Origin of the sequence: Micromonospora sp. NPDC005979 (assembly GCF_040614415.1) — a bacterium.
Taxonomy (GTDB): Bacteria; Actinomycetota; Actinomycetes; order Mycobacteriales; family Micromonosporaceae; genus Micromonospora.
The window spans coordinates 245,815-263,307 of the sequence record NZ_JBEXUR010000008.1 but is presented as its reverse complement, the minus strand read 5'-3'; the positions used below and the strand labels follow the sequence as shown (position 1 = coordinate 263,307).

18 protein-coding genes are annotated in these 17,493 nt (G+C 72.5%); 9 read left to right on the top strand and 9 right to left on the bottom strand.

Annotated features, from left to right (window positions below):
- Positions 1 to 91: 91 nt before the first annotated feature.
- The 7 genes from ABZ272_RS16175 to ABZ272_RS16145 all read right to left on the bottom strand — a co-directional run bounded on the left by ABZ272_RS16175 (position 92) and on the right by ABZ272_RS16145 (position 8,262).
- Positions 92 to 1,180, bottom strand: coding sequence for a uroporphyrinogen-III synthase (locus tag ABZ272_RS16175; RefSeq protein WP_355050730.1), 1,089 nt, complete (start codon positions 1,178 to 1,180; stop codon positions 92 to 94).
- Entirely contained in the window at positions 1,180 to 1,530 is a 351-nt protein-coding gene (nirD, locus tag ABZ272_RS16170) for a nitrite reductase small subunit NirD (RefSeq protein ID WP_355050729.1), read from the bottom strand. The genes ABZ272_RS16175 and nirD overlap by 1 nt, the downstream gene beginning before the upstream one ends.
- Positions 1,527 to 4,049 carry a nitrite reductase large subunit NirB gene (gene nirB, locus ABZ272_RS16165; RefSeq protein ID WP_355050728.1) on the bottom strand — a complete coding sequence of 841 codons (2,523 nt, stop codon included), beginning with the start codon at positions 4,047 to 4,049 and terminating at the stop codon, positions 1,527 to 1,529. The genes nirD and nirB overlap by 4 nt, the downstream gene beginning before the upstream one ends.
- Positions 4,046 to 5,485, bottom strand: a complete 1,440-nt coding sequence (locus ABZ272_RS16160) for an FAD-dependent oxidoreductase (protein WP_355050727.1) — start codon at positions 5,483 to 5,485, stop codon at positions 4,046 to 4,048. The genes nirB and ABZ272_RS16160 overlap by 4 nt, the downstream gene beginning before the upstream one ends.
- Complete coding sequence (locus tag ABZ272_RS16155) at positions 5,482 to 7,602, bottom strand: molybdopterin oxidoreductase family protein (protein WP_355050726.1); 2,121 nt, start codon at positions 7,600 to 7,602, stop codon at positions 5,482 to 5,484. Before ABZ272_RS16155 ends, ABZ272_RS16160 begins: the two co-directional genes overlap by 4 nt.
- A 124-nt stretch (positions 7,603 to 7,726) precedes the next feature.
- Positions 7,727 to 8,005 (bottom strand): hypothetical protein, encoded by a 279-nt coding sequence (locus ABZ272_RS16150; RefSeq protein WP_355050725.1) that lies wholly within the window; start codon positions 8,003 to 8,005, stop codon positions 7,727 to 7,729.
- Entirely contained in the window at positions 8,002 to 8,262 is a 261-nt protein-coding gene (locus tag ABZ272_RS16145; protein WP_355050724.1) for a hypothetical protein, read from the bottom strand. The genes ABZ272_RS16150 and ABZ272_RS16145 overlap by 4 nt, the downstream gene beginning before the upstream one ends.
- Positions 8,263 to 8,595: 333 nt before the next feature.
- On the opposite strand from ABZ272_RS16145, the gene ABZ272_RS16140 reads away from it, so the two are divergent.
- From ABZ272_RS16140 to glmM, 9 genes are all read left to right on the top strand, one after another.
- A complete protein-coding gene (locus ABZ272_RS16140) occupies positions 8,596 to 9,363 on the top strand; it encodes a DUF5753 domain-containing protein (RefSeq protein ID WP_355050723.1) in 768 nt (255 codons plus the stop codon).
- Positions 9,360 to 9,554, top strand: coding sequence for a DUF397 domain-containing protein (locus ABZ272_RS16135; RefSeq protein ID WP_355050788.1), 195 nt, complete (start codon positions 9,360 to 9,362; stop codon positions 9,552 to 9,554). The genes ABZ272_RS16140 and ABZ272_RS16135 overlap by 4 nt, the downstream gene beginning before the upstream one ends.
- 119 nt (positions 9,555 to 9,673) lie before the next feature.
- A complete protein-coding gene (locus tag ABZ272_RS16130) occupies positions 9,674 to 10,369 on the top strand; it encodes a class I SAM-dependent methyltransferase (RefSeq protein WP_355050722.1) in 696 nt (231 codons plus the stop codon).
- Positions 10,370 to 10,441: 72 nt separating this feature from the next.
- Positions 10,442 to 10,735, top strand: a complete 294-nt coding sequence (locus tag ABZ272_RS16125) for a DUF6364 family protein (RefSeq protein WP_355050721.1) — start codon at positions 10,442 to 10,444, stop codon at positions 10,733 to 10,735.
- On the top strand, positions 10,707 to 11,012 hold the full coding sequence (locus ABZ272_RS16120) for a type II toxin-antitoxin system PemK/MazF family toxin (RefSeq protein WP_355050720.1): 306 nt from the start codon (positions 10,707 to 10,709) through the stop codon (positions 11,010 to 11,012). The genes ABZ272_RS16125 and ABZ272_RS16120 overlap by 29 nt, the downstream gene beginning before the upstream one ends.
- A 197-nt stretch (positions 11,013 to 11,209) precedes the next feature.
- A complete protein-coding gene (locus ABZ272_RS16115; RefSeq protein ID WP_355050787.1) occupies positions 11,210 to 12,529 on the top strand; it encodes a nitrate/nitrite transporter in 1,320 nt (439 codons plus the stop codon).
- Between the two features lie 209 nt (positions 12,530 to 12,738).
- Positions 12,739 to 13,182 carry a 50S ribosomal protein L13 gene (gene rplM / locus ABZ272_RS16110; protein ID WP_007465158.1) on the top strand — a complete coding sequence of 148 codons (444 nt, stop codon included), beginning with the start codon at positions 12,739 to 12,741 and terminating at the stop codon, positions 13,180 to 13,182.
- A gap of 20 nt (positions 13,183 to 13,202) precedes the next feature.
- Positions 13,203 to 13,667: a 30S ribosomal protein S9 gene (gene rpsI, locus ABZ272_RS16105; RefSeq protein WP_355050719.1), complete on the top strand. Its 465-nt coding sequence runs from the start codon at positions 13,203 to 13,205 to the stop codon at positions 13,665 to 13,667.
- Between the two features lie 117 nt (positions 13,668 to 13,784).
- The gene (gene glmM, locus ABZ272_RS16100; protein WP_355050718.1) at positions 13,785 to 15,143 is read left to right on the top strand and encodes a phosphoglucosamine mutase; all 1,359 of its coding nucleotides are present in this window, start codon (positions 13,785 to 13,787) and stop codon (positions 15,141 to 15,143) included.
- Between the two features lie 48 nt (positions 15,144 to 15,191).
- On the opposite strand, the gene ABZ272_RS16095 is transcribed toward glmM, so the two are convergent.
- Both ABZ272_RS16095 and ABZ272_RS16090 read right to left on the bottom strand, forming a co-directional pair.
- The gene (locus ABZ272_RS16095) at positions 15,192 to 16,388 is read right to left on the bottom strand and encodes a pyridoxal phosphate-dependent aminotransferase (RefSeq protein WP_355050717.1); all 1,197 of its coding nucleotides are present in this window, start codon (positions 16,386 to 16,388) and stop codon (positions 15,192 to 15,194) included.
- 40 nt (positions 16,389 to 16,428) lie between these two features.
- Positions 16,429 to 17,373, bottom strand: coding sequence for an MmpS family transport accessory protein (locus tag ABZ272_RS16090; RefSeq protein WP_355050716.1), 945 nt, complete (start codon positions 17,371 to 17,373; stop codon positions 16,429 to 16,431).
- Positions 17,374 to 17,493 lie beyond the last annotated feature (120 nt).

Sequence of the window (17,493 nt, the reverse complement as noted above, 5' to 3'; positions counted from 1 at the left end):
ACCCCACGCCGGTCGGCTGAACCGTACGGTCCCGGCCGGCGGCACAACCGGCAGGCCACGGCCGGCTGGCGACAGCCGGCCGTGGCGCGTTTCAGTCGACCCGGAGTCGGTAGCCGCGCTTCACCACGGTCTGCACCACCCGGGGCGCGCGCAGACCGGCACGCAGCCGGGCCACCGCCATCTCCACGGCGTGCTCGTCCGCTCCCCGGGGCAGGGTCCGCAGCAGGGCGGTACGCGACAGCACCCGGCCCGGGGACTGCGCCAGCGCCCGCAGCACCGCCATCGGCGCGGGAGCGAGGGGCCGCAGGTCGCCGTCGATCACCGCGGCGTGCCCGCGCAACGTGAGCAGGTGGCCGCCGGCCTTGAACGTCACGGTCCGCCGGGGTAGCTCGTCGACGATGGTGCGGACCAGGGCGCCCAGCCGGGCACGGCCGGGCGCGCTCACCGGCACCCCGAGCCGGAGCAACGGCTCGGCGGTCACCGCGCCGACGCAACAAGCCAGCACGTCGGTGCGGAACGCGGACACCACCGCGTCGGTACGGTCGCCGGCCGCCCGAAGCAGCGCCTCGACCGCCGGCGCGGAGGTGAACGTCACCGCGTCCACCAGCCGGCCGGCGATCAGGTCGATCAGCCGGTGCAGTGGCGCCGGGTCGGTCGGTGGGGCCCACCGGTAGACCGGCACCTCGATCACCGTGGCGCCGGCCGCCTCCAGCGCGAGGGTGCACTCGGGCTGCCGCTCACCGTGTAGCTGCATGGCGATCACCTGCCCGGCCACCCCCCGCCGACGCAGGTGGTCGACCACCTCGTCGCAGCTCTCCGACGCCGGTGACCACTGGTCGTGCAGGCCGGCCGCCCGGATCGCGCCGCGCGCCTTGGGACCTCGGGCGACGACGTACGAGCTGGCGAGCACCGAACGCAGCGGCTCGGCCAGCCCCCAGCCCTCGGCCGCCTCCAGCCACCCGCGCATCCCGATGCCGGTGTTGGCCATCAGGATGTCGGGTGGCTGGTCGAGGCAGGCGCGGGTCGCTTCGCGCAGTTCACTGTCGTCGGACAGCGGCACGATCCGCAGCGCCGGGGCGAGCACCACGCGTGCGCCCCGGCGTTCGAGCAGCGCGGCCAACTCGTCGCGCCGCCGGTCGGCGGTCACCCCGATGGTGAAGCCGGCCAGTTCTTCCCGCATCAGTCCTCCCGTCGCAACCGCACTTCGACGATCCCGTCGTGGCAGCGCGTGTCGTGCCGGGCCACCGCCACCCCGGGCAGATCGAGGCACTCGCCGGTGCGCAGGTCGTACACCTGCTTGTGCAGCGGCGACGCGACCGTCGGCACTCCGCCACGGCTGCCCACGATGCCCCGGGACAACACGTACGCGCCGGTGACCGGGTCGCGGTTGTCGATCGCGAACAGCCCGTCCACGGTGTGGAAGAGCGCCACCTGCACGCCGTCGACCAGGGCGGCGACACCCCGCTCCGGTTCCAGCCGGTCGAGGGGGCAGACCGCCGTCCAACCGAGGGTGGTCATGGTGGTGCTCATCGCCGTACCTCCGGAAGGCCGAGCGTGACGGGACGACGGCCGTGGCCGTCGGGTGGGGTGCCGCCGCGTGCCGGCACCGGCTGGCCGCGCTCCACGGCAAAGGTGATGGACGGGTCGGGCACGTCGGGGGCGTTGACGAAGGAGGTGTAGCGGCGCAACCGCTCCGGATCGTCCAGCACGTCGCGCCACTCGTCCGAGTACGACGCCACGTGCCGTGCCATGGCCGCGTCGAGGTCGGCGCAGATACCGAGCGAGTCGTCCACGATCACGGCTCGCAGGTGGTCCAGGCCGCCGTCCATGGCCTCGATCCAGCCGGCCGTGCGTTGCAGCCGGTCGGCGGTGCGGATGTAGTAGATGAGGAAGCGGTCGATGAGCGTGACCAGCTCGTCGGTGGACAGGTCGGTGGCGAACAGGTCGGCGTGCCGGGGCCGGAAGCCGCCGTTGCCGCCGACGTAGAGGTTCCAGCCCGTCTCGGTGGCGATGATGCCGAAGTCCTTGCTACGGGCCTCGGCGCACTCGCGGGCGCAGCCGGAGACCGCCGACTTGAGCTTGTGCGGGGCGCGCAGCCCGCGATAGCGCAGCTCCAGCGCCACGGCCAACCCGACCGAGTCCTGTACGCCGTACCGGCACCAGGTCTCGCCGACGCAGGACTTCACCGTGCGCAGCGCCTTGCCGTACGCGTGCCCGGACTCGAAGCCGGCGTCCACGAGGCGCCGCCAGATCTGCGGTAGCTGCTCCACCCGCGCCCCGAACAGGTCGATGCGCTGCCCACCGGTGATCTTCGTGTAGAGCTGGAAGTCCCGGGCCACCTCGCCGATCACGATCAGCTTCTCCGGGGTGATCTCGCCACCGGGGATGCGCGGCACCACCGAGTAGCTGCCGTCGCGTTGCAGGTTGGCCAGGAAGTGGTCGTTGGTGTCCTGCAGGGACGCCTGCTCGCCGTCGAGCACGTGCCCGTTGCCCAGCGAGGCGAGAATCGAGGCGACCACGGGTTTGCAGATGTCGCAGCCGCGTCCCCGGCCGTGCTCGGCGACCAGCCGGGAGAAGGTGCGGATGCCGCGTACGCGCACGATCTCGAACAGCTCGCGGCGGCTCACGTCGAAGTGCTCGCACAGTGCCGTGGACTGTGCCACCCCGGCCGCGTCCAGGAGCTGCTTGAGCATCGGCACGCAGGAGCCGCAGCTCGTGCCGGCCCTGGTGCACGCCTTCAACGACGGTACGTCCGAACAGCCACCGGCGATCGCGGCGTCCACGTCGCCCCGGGTGACCGCGTTGCAGGAGCAGACCTGCGCGGTGGCGGGCAGCGTCCCGGCGTCCGCGCCACCGCCGTCGGGGGCGAGCAGGGCCAGCGGCGCGGCCGGCAGCGGGCCGCCCACGCTGGCCCGCAGCGTCGGGTACGCGCTGGCGTCGCCCACCAGCACCCCACCGAGCAGGGTGTGCGCGTCGTCGGAGAGGACCAGCTTGGCGTAGACCCGGGTGGCCGGGTCGGTGAACGTGACGTCCAGGCAGCCCTCGGTGGTGCCGTGGGCGTCGCCGAACGACGCCACGTCCACCCCGAGCAGCTTCAGCTTCGTGGCGGTGTCCGCGCCCGGGAACGTCGCCGCGCCGCCGACCAGCCGGTCGGCGACCACCTCGGCCGTCGCGTACCCCGGTGCCACCAGGCCGTGACAGGTGCCGTCGACCGCCGCGCACTCGCCGACGGCCCAGACCCGCTCGTCGGCCGTGCGGCAGGTCTCGTCGACCAGCACCCCACCGCGCGGACCCATCGGCAGACCGGCGGCCCGCGCCAGCTCGTCGCGGGGCCGGATGCCGGCGGCCACCACGACCAGCTCGGCGTCGACCACCCGGCCGTCGGACAGCTCCAACGCGGCCACCGCGCCGTCAGCCCCCGCGCGGATCGCCGTGGTGGCGACCCCGAGATGGGTACGTACTCCCAGGTCCTGGACGTAGCGGCGTAGCATCGCGCCGCCGGCCTGGTCCACCTGCACCGGCATCAGCCGGGGCGCGAACTCGACCACGTCGGTGCTCAGGCCGAGCAGGCGCAGGGCGTTCGCCGCCTCCAGCCCGAGCAGCCCGCCGCCGATCACCGCGCCGACCCGCCGACCGGCGGCGTACGCCCGGATCGCCGCCAGGTCGTCGAGCGTCCGGTAGACGAAGACGCCGGGCAGGTCGACACCGGGCACCGGCGGCACGAACGGGTACGACCCGGTGGCCAGCACCAGCGCGTCGTAGGGGTAGTCGCCCTCGGCGGTGCTCACCACCCGCCGTTCCCGGTCGATGGCGGTGGCCGGCTCACCGAGGCGCAGCCGCACCCCGTCGTCCGGGGTGTGCACGTTCAGTTCCTCTTCGCCCACCCCGTCGAAGTACGCCGAGAGCCGCACCCGGTCGTACGCCGGACGCCTCTCCTCGGCCAGTACCGTCACCCGCCAGTGGCCCTGCGGGTCACGGGCGCGCAGTGCGTCGACGAAGCGTTGCCCCACCATGCCGTTGCCGACGACGACCAGGTCCGCGCCGCTCATCGCGTCACCTCCACCGATTCCGCTTCGGACAGCCAGTCGACGATGCCGCCGACCGCGTCGCGGCATCCGCCGCATCCCGTGCCGGCCCGGGTGCCCGCCACCACCGCGTCGACCGTCCGCGCGCCGGAGCGCCAGCAGCGCACCAGCGCGCCCTTGGTCACGGTGTTGCACTGGCAGACGACGGCCGCGTCCGGCATCAGCGCCGGTGACGCGCCCGGCGTCGAGACGGCCCCGCCGAGCGCCCGGCCGAGCAGCAGGGCCCGCCGGTCGGCCGGTACCGGGTGACCCCGGTCGAAGAGTTGGATCACCGTGCCGATCGCCGGGTTGTCGCCGAGCAGGATCGCGCCGATCAACCGCTCGTCACGGATGCGCAGCCGGGCGTACGTGCCCCGGGTCGGGTCGGTGAACGTCAGCTCCTCGCCCGGCGCGCCGCCGACCGCCTCGCCCATCGCGGCCAGGTCGATCCCGGCCGCCTTGAGCCGGGTCACCACCGGGCGGGGCCGGTACCGGGCGAGCGGGTCCGTGCCGGTCAGCACGTCGGCGAGCACCCGCGCCTGGGCCCACGCGGGCGCGACCAGTCCGGTGAGCGTCCCGTCGTGCTCGGCGCAGTCGCCGAGCGCCGAGATGGACCGGTCGTTGGTGCGCAGCCGGTCGTCCACCACCACGCCGCGCCGCACGGTCAGCCCGGCGGCCTGCGCGAGGGCGGTGTCCGGGCGTACCCCGCAGGAGAGCACCAGCAGGTCGGCGTGCAGCGACCGGCCGTCGGCCAGGTCGAGTCGGACGCCGCTGTCGTCCGCCGCCACCCCGGTGGCGGGCACCCCGAGCTGGATCGTGACGCCGAGCCCGGCGAGCGTACCGGCCAGCACCGTGCCGGCCGCCGGATCGAGCTGCCGTTCCATGAGGTGGTTGGTCGGGTGCACCACGGTGGTGGCCAGCCCGCGCGTGGCCAGGCCCCGGGCGGCCTCCAACCCGAGCAGCCCGCCGCCGAGCACGATCGCGGAGCGTGCGTCGCGCGCCACGGCCAGGATGCGGCGGCAGTCGTCCAGGGTGCGGAAGGGGACGACCCGCCGGGGGAGGTCGGCCGGGTCGAGGCCGGGCAGGGGCGGCACCACCGCCCGTGCGCCGGTGGCCAGCACCAGGTGGTCGTAGGCGATCCGTTCGCCGTCGGCCGTGCGGACCTCGCGGGCCGACCGGTCCACGGCGGCGACCGTCACGCCCGAGCGCAGGTCGATGCCGTGCCCGGCGGCCTCGGTCAGCTCCACGTCCGGTTCGTCGATGCGGCCCGCCAGCAGCGTGGACAGCATGATCCGGTTGTACGCGCGGTGCGGTTCCGCCCCGAGGACGGTGACCTTGTGCTCGTCCCCGCGGGCGTGCAGCTCGGTCGCGAGCCGGGCGCCGGCCATGCCGTTGCCGACGATCACCACTCGGGCGGTCATGCCTTCTCCACCCGGACCGCGCAGATCTTGAACTCGGGCATCCCGGAGATCGGGTCCACCGCGTCGTTTGTCACCGAGTTGGCCCGCCCGGCGCCCGGCCAGTGGAACGGCGCGAAGACCGTGTCCGGCCGGATACCCGGGCTGAGCCGGGCCGGGGCGCGCAGCTCGCCCCGGCGGGACGTGACCCGCACCGGGTCGCCGTCGTCGATGCCCAACCGGGCGGCCAGGTCGGGGTGCAGCTCGACGAACGCCTCGGCCGCGGCGCGACGTAGCGCCGCTACGCGGCGGGTCTGCGTGCCGGACTGGTACTGGGCCAGCACCCGGCCGGTGGTGAAGTGCAGCGGATACGTGGCGCACACCTCCTCGGCGGCCGGCCGGTGGTCGACGGGGTGGAACCGGGCCCGGCCGTCCGGGGTGGCGAACCTGTCGGCGAAGAGTCGTGGCGTGTCCGGCCCGTCCGCGTCGGGACACGGCCAGTGGACGCCGTCGGCGGCGTCGATGCGCTCCCAGGTGATGCCGGCGTAGTCGGCGATGCCGCCCGCGGAGGCGCGGCGCAGCTCGCCGAAGACGGTGGCCGGGTCGGTCGGGAACCGCGCCGCCGCCGTCTCGGCGTCGCCCAACCGTGCCGCCAGGTCGGCGAGTATGGCCAGGTCGGTGCGGACGTCCGGCGGCGGTGGGCGCAGCGCACGCCGACGCAGCACCCGACCCTCCAGGTTGGTCATCGTGCCGTCCTCCTCGGCCCACTGCGCGGTGGGCAGCACCACGTCGGCCAGCGCCGCCGTCTCGGAGAGCAGCAGGTCGGCGACGACCAGCAGGTCGAGGTCGCGCAGCCGGCCCTCGATCCGGGCGGCCCGGGGAGCCGAGACCACCGGGTTCGAGCCGAACACCAGCAGCGCCCGGGGACCGTCGGCGGTGCCGAGCGAGTCGAGGAGCTGGTACGCCGGCACACCGGGACCGGGTAGCTCGTCGGCCGGTACGCCCCAGACGCCCGCGACGTGCTCCCGGGCCGCCGGATCGTCGATCCTGCGATAGCCGGGGAGCTGGTCGGCCTTCTGGCCGTGCTCCCGCCCGCCCTGACCGTTGCCCTGGCCGGTGAGGCAGCCGTACCCGGAGCCGGGGCGGCCGGGCAGGCCCAGGGCGAGGGCCAGGTTGACGTACGCGGTGACGGTGTCGACGCCCTTGGCGTGCTGCTCGGCCCCGCGCGCGGTCAGGATGATCACCCGGCCGCCGGTGCCCAGCGCGCGGGCGGTCGCCTCGAGATCGGCCACCGGCACCCCGGAGAGCTGTTCCGCGCGGGCCGGCCACCAGGCGGCGACGCTACGGCGGACCGCGTCGAAGCCGGTGGTGCGCTCGGCCACGTACGCCTGGTCGACCCAGCCCTCGGTGAGCGCGATGTGCAGCAGCGCGTTGGCCACGGCGAGGTCGGTGCCGGGCAGCGGTTGCAGGTGCAGGTCGGCCTGGCGGGCGGTGGCGGTGACGCGCGGGTCGACGACGATGAGCTTCCCGCCGCGTTGGCGCTGCTCGGTGAGCCAGCGCACCAGCGGCGGCATGGTCTCCGCCGGGTTGGCGCCGACCAGCAGCAGCGTGTCGGCCCGGCCCAGGTCGGACAGGGGGAACGGCAGTCCCCGGTCGATGCCGAAGGCGCGCATCCCGGCGGCGGCCGCCGAGGACATGCAGAACCGCCCGTTGTAGTCGATGTTGCGGGTACGCAGCGCGACCCGCGCGAACTTCCCCAGCGCGTACGCCTTCTCGTTGGTCAGCCCGCCGCCGCCGAAGACGGCGACCGCGTCCCGCCCGGAGCTGTCCTGGATGGCGCGTACGCCGGTGGCGATCCGGTCCAGCGCCGCGTCCCAGGTCGCCGGGCGCAGCTCGCCGCTGGCCGGGTCGCGTACGAGCGGGGTGGTCAGCCGGTCCGGGTGGTCGAGCAGTTCGGCGGAGGTCCAGCCCTTCTGGCACAGCCCACCCCGGTTGGTCGGAAACTGGCGGGGGAGCACGCTCACCCCTGCCTCGTCCTCGCGCAGGGTCATGCCGCACTGGAGAGCGCAGTACGGGCAGTGCGTCGCCACCTCCCGGGGCGTACGCCCCGATCGAGTTGCCGGCCGTGCACCGTCTGTCATGTCGGCAAAGCGTGCCGCCGGGCAGTTTCCAGTCCGGGTCCCTTCTGTTTCGGTCCTGTCAAGTGGGCCTCACACCGCACCGGAGCAACGGGCCTGACGGGTAGGTGACGGCGGTGACCGACAGTCACCTGTCCAGGTCGGCGCGGTTTGGTCGGCGGGACAGCGACAGCCAGCCCAGAAACCGGGCGTGAAGTGCCCGCAGGTCAGGACGGAGGCCCAGGGCGTACAGGTCGTCAACCGCGTCCTGCATGTTCGCTGCCAGGTAGAACGCCAGGGCAATCGAATGGCCGTAGAACTCGGTCGCGAGATGAAGCTGTGCCGGCGGGCACGGCCAGGCAGCGGCACAGTTGCGGCAGAGCCACGCCGGGCGCATGGGGAGGTGCGGGCGGGGACGGCGGGTCATCGAACACGCACCGGACCGCGCCTGACGGGAGTGCGGGTGGTCGACCGAGGGGCCGCCCGGGCGGACGTGCCCGGCCAGATCAGGCCCACGGGCATCACGAACAGGGACCGGCGCGCGACCGCGTCGCCATTCGGGGTCAGCTCGTAAGCGTCAATCCACAGCCACCCGTCGTACGTCGGCCAGTCGAGCACGCGAATCACGCGGACGAAGATGGGACGCAGGAACTGCACACTCGCGGCACGCGTCAGGTGCAGCACGTCACCCGCGTGCGGCTTCCGTGGTGTGGGCCTCGGTGTGGGCCTCCGATCCGGCGGCTCGTCCGGCACGGTGCTCTCCCCCTGTTCGTCACTGTGGAAAGGGGCCGCCCCGTGCTGCCCACCCATCGAGATCTTGGACACTTTCCTTTAGCTGAGAACGGAAAGTGTCCAAGATCTGGACGGGCCAGGGGCGGCCCCGATACGAACGCGCCCGCCGGGTTCGGGTCCCTACCGTCCGCGCCGCCTGCCGGATACATTGCCGAGGGTGATGGGATCAGTACACGACGTTGATCTATTCCCAGGGACGTTCGGGACGTTCATCTTGGAGGCAGGATGAATCATTTGCTTCAGGTGGCCATGGCTGAAGCTGGCGAGACAGCCGAAAGCCTCGCAGCTCAGACGGGTGTAGATCCGAAGACGGCAGCGCGTTGGATAAGCCCGGGACGTGTGCCGCAGCCCCGTCGGCGCGCGAAGCTGGCTGCAATCCTCGGGAGGGACGTTGCGGACCTCTGGCCGGATGTCCTCAAGCGACGCGAGCCGCTATGGCTGCGCGAGTGGGTGGACTGGGAGCGTGAGGCCGTCGCGATCCGTTGGTTCGAGCACACCTGGGTGCCCGGTCTCTTGCAGACTGAGGCGTATGCACGGGCGACATTGACCGGCGAAGGGCTGACGACGGGCGAAGTTGCCGATGTGGTCGCTTCCCGCACCGACCGGCAGGCCATCCTCCGTTGTGAGCGTCCGCCCCTGCTGATCGCAGTTGTGCACGAACTGGTCCTTTACCAGTCGGCGTACGGCGACCGATCACTGATGCGCGAGCAGGTCGCCCACCTTGTCGACTGCGCGGCGTTGCCCACTGTGCAGGTGCTCGTGGTGCCACAAGACGTTGGGATGTATCGGGGCCTCGGTGGGGGCTTCATCGTGGCCGAGCTACCGGACGGCGAGCAGGTCGCCCACATTGACAGCCAGGCGCGGGCGCAGATCGTAAACGCGGCTGCGGACGTTGCTACGCTAAATCGCAGATGGGAGCGCATCAGGAGTGAAGCCCTTTCCCGTCAACAGTCCCTCGACCTGATCAGGAAAGCAGCGGGATCATGGACATGACCGGCGCGCAGTGGCGTAAGAGCACGAAGAGCGGAAACAACGGCGGCTCGTGTGTCGAGGTCGCTGACAACCTTCCCGGCATCGTTCTCGTCCGCGACACCAAAGACCGCGACGGCGGGACGCTGACTTTCGGACCGGCCGCATGGGCAGGCTTCGTTGACCTGGTGAAGGCGGTCGGCCCCGTCGGTTAACCAGCTACAGCACGACAAGCCCCCGGCTCGCCGGGGGCTTTCGCCTGTCCGGGGTCGGCGGCATTGACCCAACGGCGCTTATAATGTGGGAAATTTGTCTCGCATGATGGGAGAGCATCATGGGTGTGGTGGACGTTTTCGACGCGGTGGCCGGCACCTACGACGAGGCGCGTCGGCGGCTGGTGCCCTGCTTCGACGCCTTCTACGGCACGGCCGTAGAGGTGGCCACGCCGCCGCTGCGCGCCGCGCTGGCGGCGGGGCGTACCCCTGAGGTGTTGGACCTGGGCGCGGGCACCGGGCTGCTCTCGCTCCTGCTGGCCGCGGCCGTGCCCGGCATCCGGCTGACCCTTGTGGACGCCGCGCCGGCGATGCTGGCCCGCGCCACCGACGAGCTGTCGGCGCGGTCGGTGCCGCACCGGACCGTCGAGGCGGACCTGTCCGACGAGCTGCCCCCCGGCCGGTATGACGCCGTGGTCAGCGCGCTCGCGATCCACCACCTGGACGACGCCGGCAAGCGGACGCTGTACCGGCGGGCCGCCGCCGCTCTGATCCCGGGTGGGGTGTTCGTCAACGCCGAGCAGGTCGCCGGCCCGACTCCCGAGCTGGACCGGCGGTACGACGAGGTGTGGACCGCGCGGATCACCGAGCTGGGGTCGTCACCGCAGGAGATCGCCGCCTCCCGGGAACGGATGCGCTACGACCGGCCGGCTACCGTCGCCGACCAGTGCCGCTGGCTCGCCGAGGCCGGCCTGGTCGACGTCGACTGTTACTTCAAGGAGTGGCGCTTCGCAGTGTTCGGCGGCCGGGCTCGCTGACGGGCGGCCGGGCCTGCGACGATATGCACGTTTCGACGCCCGGGGGCGAGCCGGCCGCCGCGTGGATGACTGATGGTCATACCGATGGGTAGTCTCACCGGCATGACTGCCAAGGTGACGCTGTCGTTCACGGACGAGACGATCGAGGAGGCCCGGCGCTTCGCCAAGCGCGAAGGGCTGTCCCTCTCAGCGTGGATGGACCAGGCCGCCCGGGAGAAGGCGCTGCGCGAGGTCTTCACCGCGCACGCCGCCGCCGTGGGACGAGCCGGCCTCGACCTGGAGTCCGCCGCCCTCGCCGACGCCCGCGAGGTGGGCATGGTCAACGACCTCTTCTCCGGTGAACCGCCGCGTGCTGCGCAGGGGTGAGGTCTGGCGCATTGAGGGCGCCCGGGAACGCCTCGGTCTGGTGATCAGCTCGGACGTCTACAACTCCACCGACGTGCCCATCGTGATCGTCGTCGAGGTGGTCGAGGAGTCGCTGCTGCGCGACTCGCCCCTGGCCGTGCCGATGGGTACGTACGTGGTGATGCCCGACCGGATCTCCTCGCCCATGAAGAAGTGGTTCACCGAGTGCGTGGACGTCGCCGACACCGACACGATGCTCCGGGTCGGCCGCGCGTTGCGCATCCTCCAACAGCTCTGAATCGACGGACCTCACCAACGCCCCCGGCCCGTGGTGCGGCAGGCGTTTCCGGGCCGACCCACGACAGGCACTGCCAGGTAACTCCGCCTTCCTAGCGTTTTTCCTCGTCAGATCGACGAGGAGGAGCCGCCGTGAGCACGCTCACCAGCACCGCAGTCACCGCCGACCCACCTGCCGTCCGCGGGCGTCGACGCCCGTTGGACGACTGGCGGCCCGAGGACCCCGACTTCTGGCGTACGACGGGCGCGCCGATCGCCCGCCGCAACCTCTGGGTGTCGATCTTCGCCGAGCACGTCGGCTTCTCCGTGTGGAGTCTCTGGTCGGTGACCGTGCTCTTCCTCGGCCCCGCGTACGGCATCGACCCGGCCGGAAAGTTCCTGCTCACCGCCGTGCCGGCCGCGTTGGGCGCGGTGCTGCGGCTGCCGTACACCCTGGCGGTGGCCCGCTTCGGCGGGCGGCGCTGGACAATGATCAGCGCGCTTCTGCTGCTGCTCCCGACGGTGCCGATGACGATCCTGCTGGAGCCGGGGGTGTCCTACTCCACCCTCATGGTGCTCGCCTGCCTCACCGGCGTCGGCGGCGGCAACTTCGCCTCCTCGATGGCGAACATCAACCTGTTCTACCCGCAGCACCTCAAGGGACGCGCCCTCGGGCTCAACGCCGGTGGCGGCAACCTGGGCGTACCGGCCGTGCAGCTCGTCGGCCTGGCGGTGCTGGCCACCGCCGGCGCCGCGTACCCCCGGTTGGTGCCCGCGGTCTACCTGCCGCTCATCGTATTGGCCGCGCTGGCGGCGGCCCGCTGGCTGGACACCGTGCCCGGGGCGCGCAACGAGCCGGGAGCGCTGCGCGAGGCGGCCCGGGACCCGCACACCTGGGTCATGTCGTTGCTCTACATCGGCACCTTCGGGTCGTTCATCGGATTCGGTTTCGCCTTCGGTCAGGTGCTCCAGCTCCAGTTCGCCGACCGGTTCCCCACCCCCGTCGACGCCGCCTGGCTGACCTTCCTCGGGCCGCTGATCGGCTCGCTGGTCCGGCCGCTGGGCGGGCACTTCGCCGACCGGCTCGGCGGGGCGCGGGTGACGTTCTGGAACTTCGTGGCGATGGCGCTCGGCGCCGGCACGGTCCTGTACGCGGCCCGCGAGCGCTCGTTCGGGCTCTACCTGGCCGGGTTCCTGACCCTCTTCGTCTTCTCCGGGGTCGGCAACGGCTCGACGTACAAGATGATCCCGGCGATCTTCCGGGCCCGGGCGGCGGACGCGGTAGCCAGCGGCACGCGCGACCCGGAGGCCGCCGCCCGGTGGGCGCGACGGATGACCGGCGCGTTGATCGGGATCGCCGGCGCGATCGGGGCGTTCGGCGGGGTGTTCGTCAACATCGCCTTCCGCCAGTCGTTCCTCAGCTCCGGCAACGCGGACGCCGCCTACCTGGCGTTCATCGGCTGGTACGCGCTGTGCTTCGCGGTCACCTGGGTCGTCTACCGTCGTCCGGGGTCGTTCCAGCGGCTCGCCGGCGTGTGAGCCGGGTCACGGCCGTCGCGCCCGAGCGCGGCGGTCCACCCCCGTTTTGACCTGCCGATGGGGCGCCGGGTATCGTTGCCTGCTGTTGTACGACATCCAGAGGCGTGCCCTATCAGGTACGCTTGGTCGTTCGTGCGCGCTGGTCCGGCCTGCTAGCTCTGGTCACCTCGGCGCGCGACCCCAGACCGACGACGAGACAAGGTAGACCTGTGCGTACGTACAGCCCGAAGCCGGGTGAGATCGAGCGTCAGTGGCACGTCATCGACGCCTCTGATGTCGTGCTGGGCCGCCTGGCCACCCACGCCGCCACGTTGCTGCGTGGTAAGCACAAGCCGACTTTCGCGCCGCACGTCGACACGGGCGACTTCGTCGTCATCGTGAACGCGGGCAAGGTTGCGCTGACCGGCAACAAGCGCCAGACCAAGGTCGCTTACCGCCACTCGGGTTACCCGGGTGGTCTGAAGCAGGTTGGCTACGACGAGCTGCTGACCAAGCGCCCCGAGCGGGCCATCGAGCTGGCTGTGAAGGGGATGCTCCCGCACAACAAGCTCGGCCGTCAGCTGATCAAGAAGCTGAAGGTCTACGCCGGTGCCGAGCACCCGCACCTGGCACAGCAGCCGGTGCCGTTCGAGATCAAGCAGATCGCGCAGTGAGCGCGGGCGAAGGAAGCAGCATGACCGACATCACCGAGACCGAGGTTGCCCCCGAGGCCACCGAGGCGCCGGCGCCCGTCGCCCGCGCGCCGCGTGGTGACCGCCCGATCCAGACCGTGGGTCGGCGCAAGGAGGCCATCGTCCGGGTCCGTATCGTTCCGGGCACCGGCAAGATCACCTGCAACGGCCGCGACCTCGAGGCCTACTTCCCGAGCAAGGTGCACCAGCAGCTCATCAAGGACCCGCTGGTCACCGCCGAGAAGCCCGAGGCGTTCGACGTCATCGCCAACCTGCGTGGCGGCGGCACCACCGGCCAGGCCGGTGCGCTGCGGCTGGCCATCGCCCGCGCGCTGATCGTCAACGAGCCGGACGACCGCCCGGCCCTCAAGAAGGCCGGCTTCCTCACCCGGGACGCCCGGGTCAAGGAGAGCAAGAAGTACGGCCTCAAGAAGGCCCGTAAGGCTCCCCAGTACTCGAAGCGCTGATCTTTCCCAGCGCGTTGTACTTCTGACGGACGGCCGGTCCGCCTCCCCCGACCGGGGAGGTGGACCGGCCGTTCCGCTTTCTCCTCATCGGCAGTTGCTCATCGGAGGTTGGCGGGTATGGGTCGGTTGTTCGGCACGGACGGCGTACGCGGGCGCGCGAACGCCGATCTCACGCCCGAGTTGGCGCTGGCGCTGGCCGTGGCCGCCGCGCACACACTCGCCGAGACGGACCGCAGTCACCCGCCACTCGCCGTGGTGGGCCGGGACACCCGGGCCAGTGGCGAGATGTTGGAGGCCGCCGTCGTGGCCGGGCTGACCAGTGCCGGGGCGAACGTCGTACGCGTCGGTGTGCTGCCCACCCCGGCCGTTGCCTTCCTCACCGCCGAGGCCAAGGCCGACCTCGGCGTGGTGCTCTCCGCGTCACACAACCCCATGCCGGACAACGGCATCAAGCTCTTCGCCGCCGGTGGTCACAAGCTGCCCGACGAGATCGAGATGAAGATCGAGGCCGCGGTGGAGGCGAACGCCACCACCGCCTGGGACCGCCCGATCGGTGCCGGCGTCGGCCGGGTGCACGACCTGCTCGACGGCGCGGACCACTACGTGCAGCACCTGGTCGGCGCACTGCCGCACCGGCTGGACGGGATCAAGGTCGTCGTCGACTGCGCCAACGGCGCGGCGAGTGAGGTGGCGCCGGTCGCCTACCGGGAGGCCGGTGCCGAGGTCGTCGCGATCCACGCCGAGCCCGACGGCCTGAACATCAACGACGACTGCGGCTCCAACCACATCGAGGCGCTGCGTGAGGCCGTGGTGCAGCACGGCGCCCACCTGGGCATCGCCCACGACGGCGACGCCGACCGGATCGTGGCGGTCAGCGCCGACGGCGACGAGGTCGACGGCGACCAGGTCATGGCGATCCTGGCGCTGGCCATGCGGGAGGCCGGGACCCTCACCCAGGACACCCTGGTGGCGACCGTGATGAGCAACCTCGGTCTGCGGCTGGCGATGTCCGCGCAGGGCATCCGGCTGATCGAGACCAAGGTCGGCGACCGGTACGTGCTGGAGGAGCTGCGCGCGTCCGGCCTCGCGCTCGGCGGCGAGCAGAGCGGCCACATCGTCATGCCGGCCCACGCCACCACCGGCGACGGGGTCCTCACCGGGCTGCACCTGATGGCCCGGATGGCGGCCACCGGCCAGTCCCTGGCCGAGCTGGCCTCGGTGGTCACCAAGCTGCCGCAGGTGCTGATCAACGTGCCGGTCGGCGACCGGACCGTCGGGGCCAACGCGCCGGCCGTCCGCGCCGAGGTCGAGCGGGCCGAGGCCGAGCTGGGGGAGACCGGTCGGGTGCTGCTGCGCCCGTCGGGCACCGAGCCCCTGGTCCGGGTGATGGTCGAGGCCGCCACCGAGGCGGTCGCCCGCGAGGTCGCCGAGCGGATCGCCGCCCTGGTGCGTACGGCCAGCCCGGCCGCCGCGTAACCGGCCGCACACCGGGCCGCTGGGCTTCCGCCCGGCAACCCGGACCGGTCAGTGGCTCGGGGTCAGAGCGCGCAGCCGGGTGACCGCCTCGGCCAGCACCTCCGGGCGCTTGCAGAACGCGAACCGGACCAGCCGCCGGCCGGCCTCGACGTCGTCGTAGAAGACCTGGGTGGGCACCGCCACGACGCCGCAGCGCTCCGGCAGCGACCGGCAGAACTCCATCCCGTCGGTGCCGCCGAGCGCGGTGACGTCGGCGGTCACGAAGTACGTGCCCTCCGGCGTCAGCACGTCGAACCCGGCGTCCGTGAGGCCGCCGATGAGCTGGTCGCGCCGCTGCTGGAGTCCGTCGCGGAAACCCGTGTAGTAGTCGTCGGGCAGGGCCAGCGCCACCGCGACCGCCGGTTGCAGCGGCGCGGCGTTGACATAGGTGAGGAACTGCTTCACCCGCAGCACCGCCGAGACCAGCGCCGCCGGGCCGCTCACCCAGCCGATCTTCCAGCCCGTGCAGGAGAACGTCTTGCCGGCCGACGAGATGCGCAGCGTCCGCTCCCACATCCCGGGCAGCGTCGCCAGCGGCACGTGCGCGCTGGACGCGTCCGTGAACACCAGGTGCTCGTAGACCTCGTCGGTGACCGCGTACGCGCCGAACTCCTGGCACAGCTCGGCCACCAGCGCCAGCTCGGCCGGCGTGAACACCTTGCCGGTCGGGTTGTGCGGCGAGTTGAGCAGCACCAGCCGGGTGCGCGGCCCGAACGCCGCCCGCAGCGCCGCCGGATCGAACGCGTACCGGCCGTCCGCGCCGGGACGCAGCGTGACCGGCCGCCGGACCGCGCCCGCCAGGGCGATCGAGGCGGCGTACGAGTCGTAGTACGGCTCGAAGCAGACCACCTCGTCGCCCGGTTCGCAGAGAGCGAGGATGCTGGCCGCCACCGCCTCGGTCGCGCCCGCCGTGATCACGATCTCGCCGTCCGGGTCGTACGCCAGGTCGTAGAACCGGCGCTGGTGTGCCGCGACGGCCGCGCGCAGGGCGGGGATCCCCGGGCCGGGCGGGTACTGGTTCTGCCCGCCGCGCAGCGCCTCGGCGGCGGCGGCCAGCATCTCCGGCGGGCCGTCCGTGTCCGGGAAACCCTGGCCGAGGTTGACCGCCCCGGTCCGTACGGCGAGGGCGGACATCTCGGCGAAGATCGTCGTACCGAACGGCCGCATCCGGGCCACCAGCGGGTCGACATCGGTGCTCGTCGTCACCTGCGCCAGCCTACGGTCACCCGCTGACCCGACTCCAGCCTCACTCGGGCTCACAACTGGTGGCCCAGGTCCCCTGGGTCGTGTTCGTCACGGGTTTTCCGGCGCCGGTGACCGTGACGGTGCAGCCGATCGGCCTTTCCTCGTAGTCGGACCACCTGGCCTCCACCATGACCCGACTCTGGCCGTTGGTGCGGATGGTCATGCGCCAGGGCAGTTTCGCGTCGTCGGCGTGGATGAGATCGCTCTCGGCGTCGAAGTACGCGATGTCCGCCCGGCCCACTCCGGTGACCTCGTAGACCACCGTCACGGGGGCCGGACCCGACGTCGGACGCGTGATCGGCTTCTTGGTGGGCCCCGCCGTGGGGGTGTCGGGCACGGTGGGCGGCTCGGGCGCGATGCTCGGCGGCCAGGTGTCGTCGCCGAAGGGGTCGCTGTCGTAAGGGTCCTCGGCGACCGTGTCCGGGGCGAGCCGGCTGAGCAGTGACCCGGACACGCAGAAGCATCCGCACCCGAGGAGGGCGAGCGCCGCGACGATTGCGACGACGATCCCGATCACCCGACCGGCGCTGGCGGCCGGGCGGGCGGGCGGCGGATAGCCGGGATAGAGGTACGGCGGTGGGTAGCCGGGCGGTGGGTAGCCGGGCGCCGGGTAGCCGGGCGCCGGGTAACCCGGCGGGTAGCCGGCCGACGGCTGTCCTGGTGGTGGGGGTGGCGGCCAGGCGCCCGTTCCGGCGGGTTCCGGCGTAACCGGTACACCGCCGGTGGGATCGGGCGTCCACGACGTGGACGGGGGCGGCGGGGTCCAGGCCGGTGGGGGCGCCCAGGGCTGGCCCGGCGCCAACGGATCCGGCGTCGGGAAGGCGTCCGGCGCGGCCCAACCGGACGGCGGGTTCGCCGGCGGCGGCGCGGCCGTCGGGTCCGGCGGCGGGGCGGCGGGGTCCGGAGGTGGCGTCGGGGACGACTCGGGGGGCGGCGCGTCGGACATGGCTGCTCCGGGCGGGAGTGGGTAAGGGGTCGAGGAGTCAGCGGAGCGTGCGCCGAACCCGCCGGAAGACTGTCGTACGCCCCGGCCGTCCCGCAACCCCGTCCGGTCTCGTGAAACGCC

Bases quoted from the DNA above. Each gene is read 5' to 3' on its own strand.
- ABZ272_RS16175 (WP_355050730.1), bottom strand. From the start codon at position 1,180: ATGCGGGAAGAACTGGCCGGCTTCACCATCGGGGTGACCGCCGACCGG.
- nirD (WP_355050729.1), bottom strand. From the start codon at position 1,530: ATGAGCACCACCATGACCACCCTCGGTTGGACGGCGGTCTGCCCCCTC.
- nirB (WP_355050728.1), bottom strand. From the start codon at position 4,049: ATGAGCGGCGCGGACCTGGTCGTCGTCGGCAACGGCATGGTGGGGCAA.
- ABZ272_RS16160 (WP_355050727.1), bottom strand. From the start codon at position 5,485: ATGACCGCCCGAGTGGTGATCGTCGGCAACGGCATGGCCGGCGCCCGG.
- ABZ272_RS16155 (WP_355050726.1), bottom strand. From the start codon at position 7,602: ATGACAGACGGTGCACGGCCGGCAACTCGATCGGGGCGTACGCCCCGG.
- ABZ272_RS16150 (WP_355050725.1), bottom strand. From the start codon at position 8,005: ATGACCCGCCGTCCCCGCCCGCACCTCCCCATGCGCCCGGCGTGGCTC.
- ABZ272_RS16140 (WP_355050723.1), top strand. From the start codon at position 8,596: ATGAATCATTTGCTTCAGGTGGCCATGGCTGAAGCTGGCGAGACAGCC.
- ABZ272_RS16135 (WP_355050788.1), top strand. From the start codon at position 9,360: ATGACCGGCGCGCAGTGGCGTAAGAGCACGAAGAGCGGAAACAACGGC.
- ABZ272_RS16130 (WP_355050722.1), top strand. From the start codon at position 9,674: ATGGGTGTGGTGGACGTTTTCGACGCGGTGGCCGGCACCTACGACGAG.
- ABZ272_RS16125 (WP_355050721.1), top strand. From the start codon at position 10,442: ATGGTCATACCGATGGGTAGTCTCACCGGCATGACTGCCAAGGTGACG.
- rpsI (WP_355050719.1), top strand. From the start codon at position 13,203: ATGACCGACATCACCGAGACCGAGGTTGCCCCCGAGGCCACCGAGGCG.
- glmM (WP_355050718.1), top strand. From the start codon at position 13,785: ATGGGTCGGTTGTTCGGCACGGACGGCGTACGCGGGCGCGCGAACGCC.
- ABZ272_RS16090 (WP_355050716.1), bottom strand. From the start codon at position 17,373: ATGTCCGACGCGCCGCCCCCCGAGTCGTCCCCGACGCCACCTCCGGAC.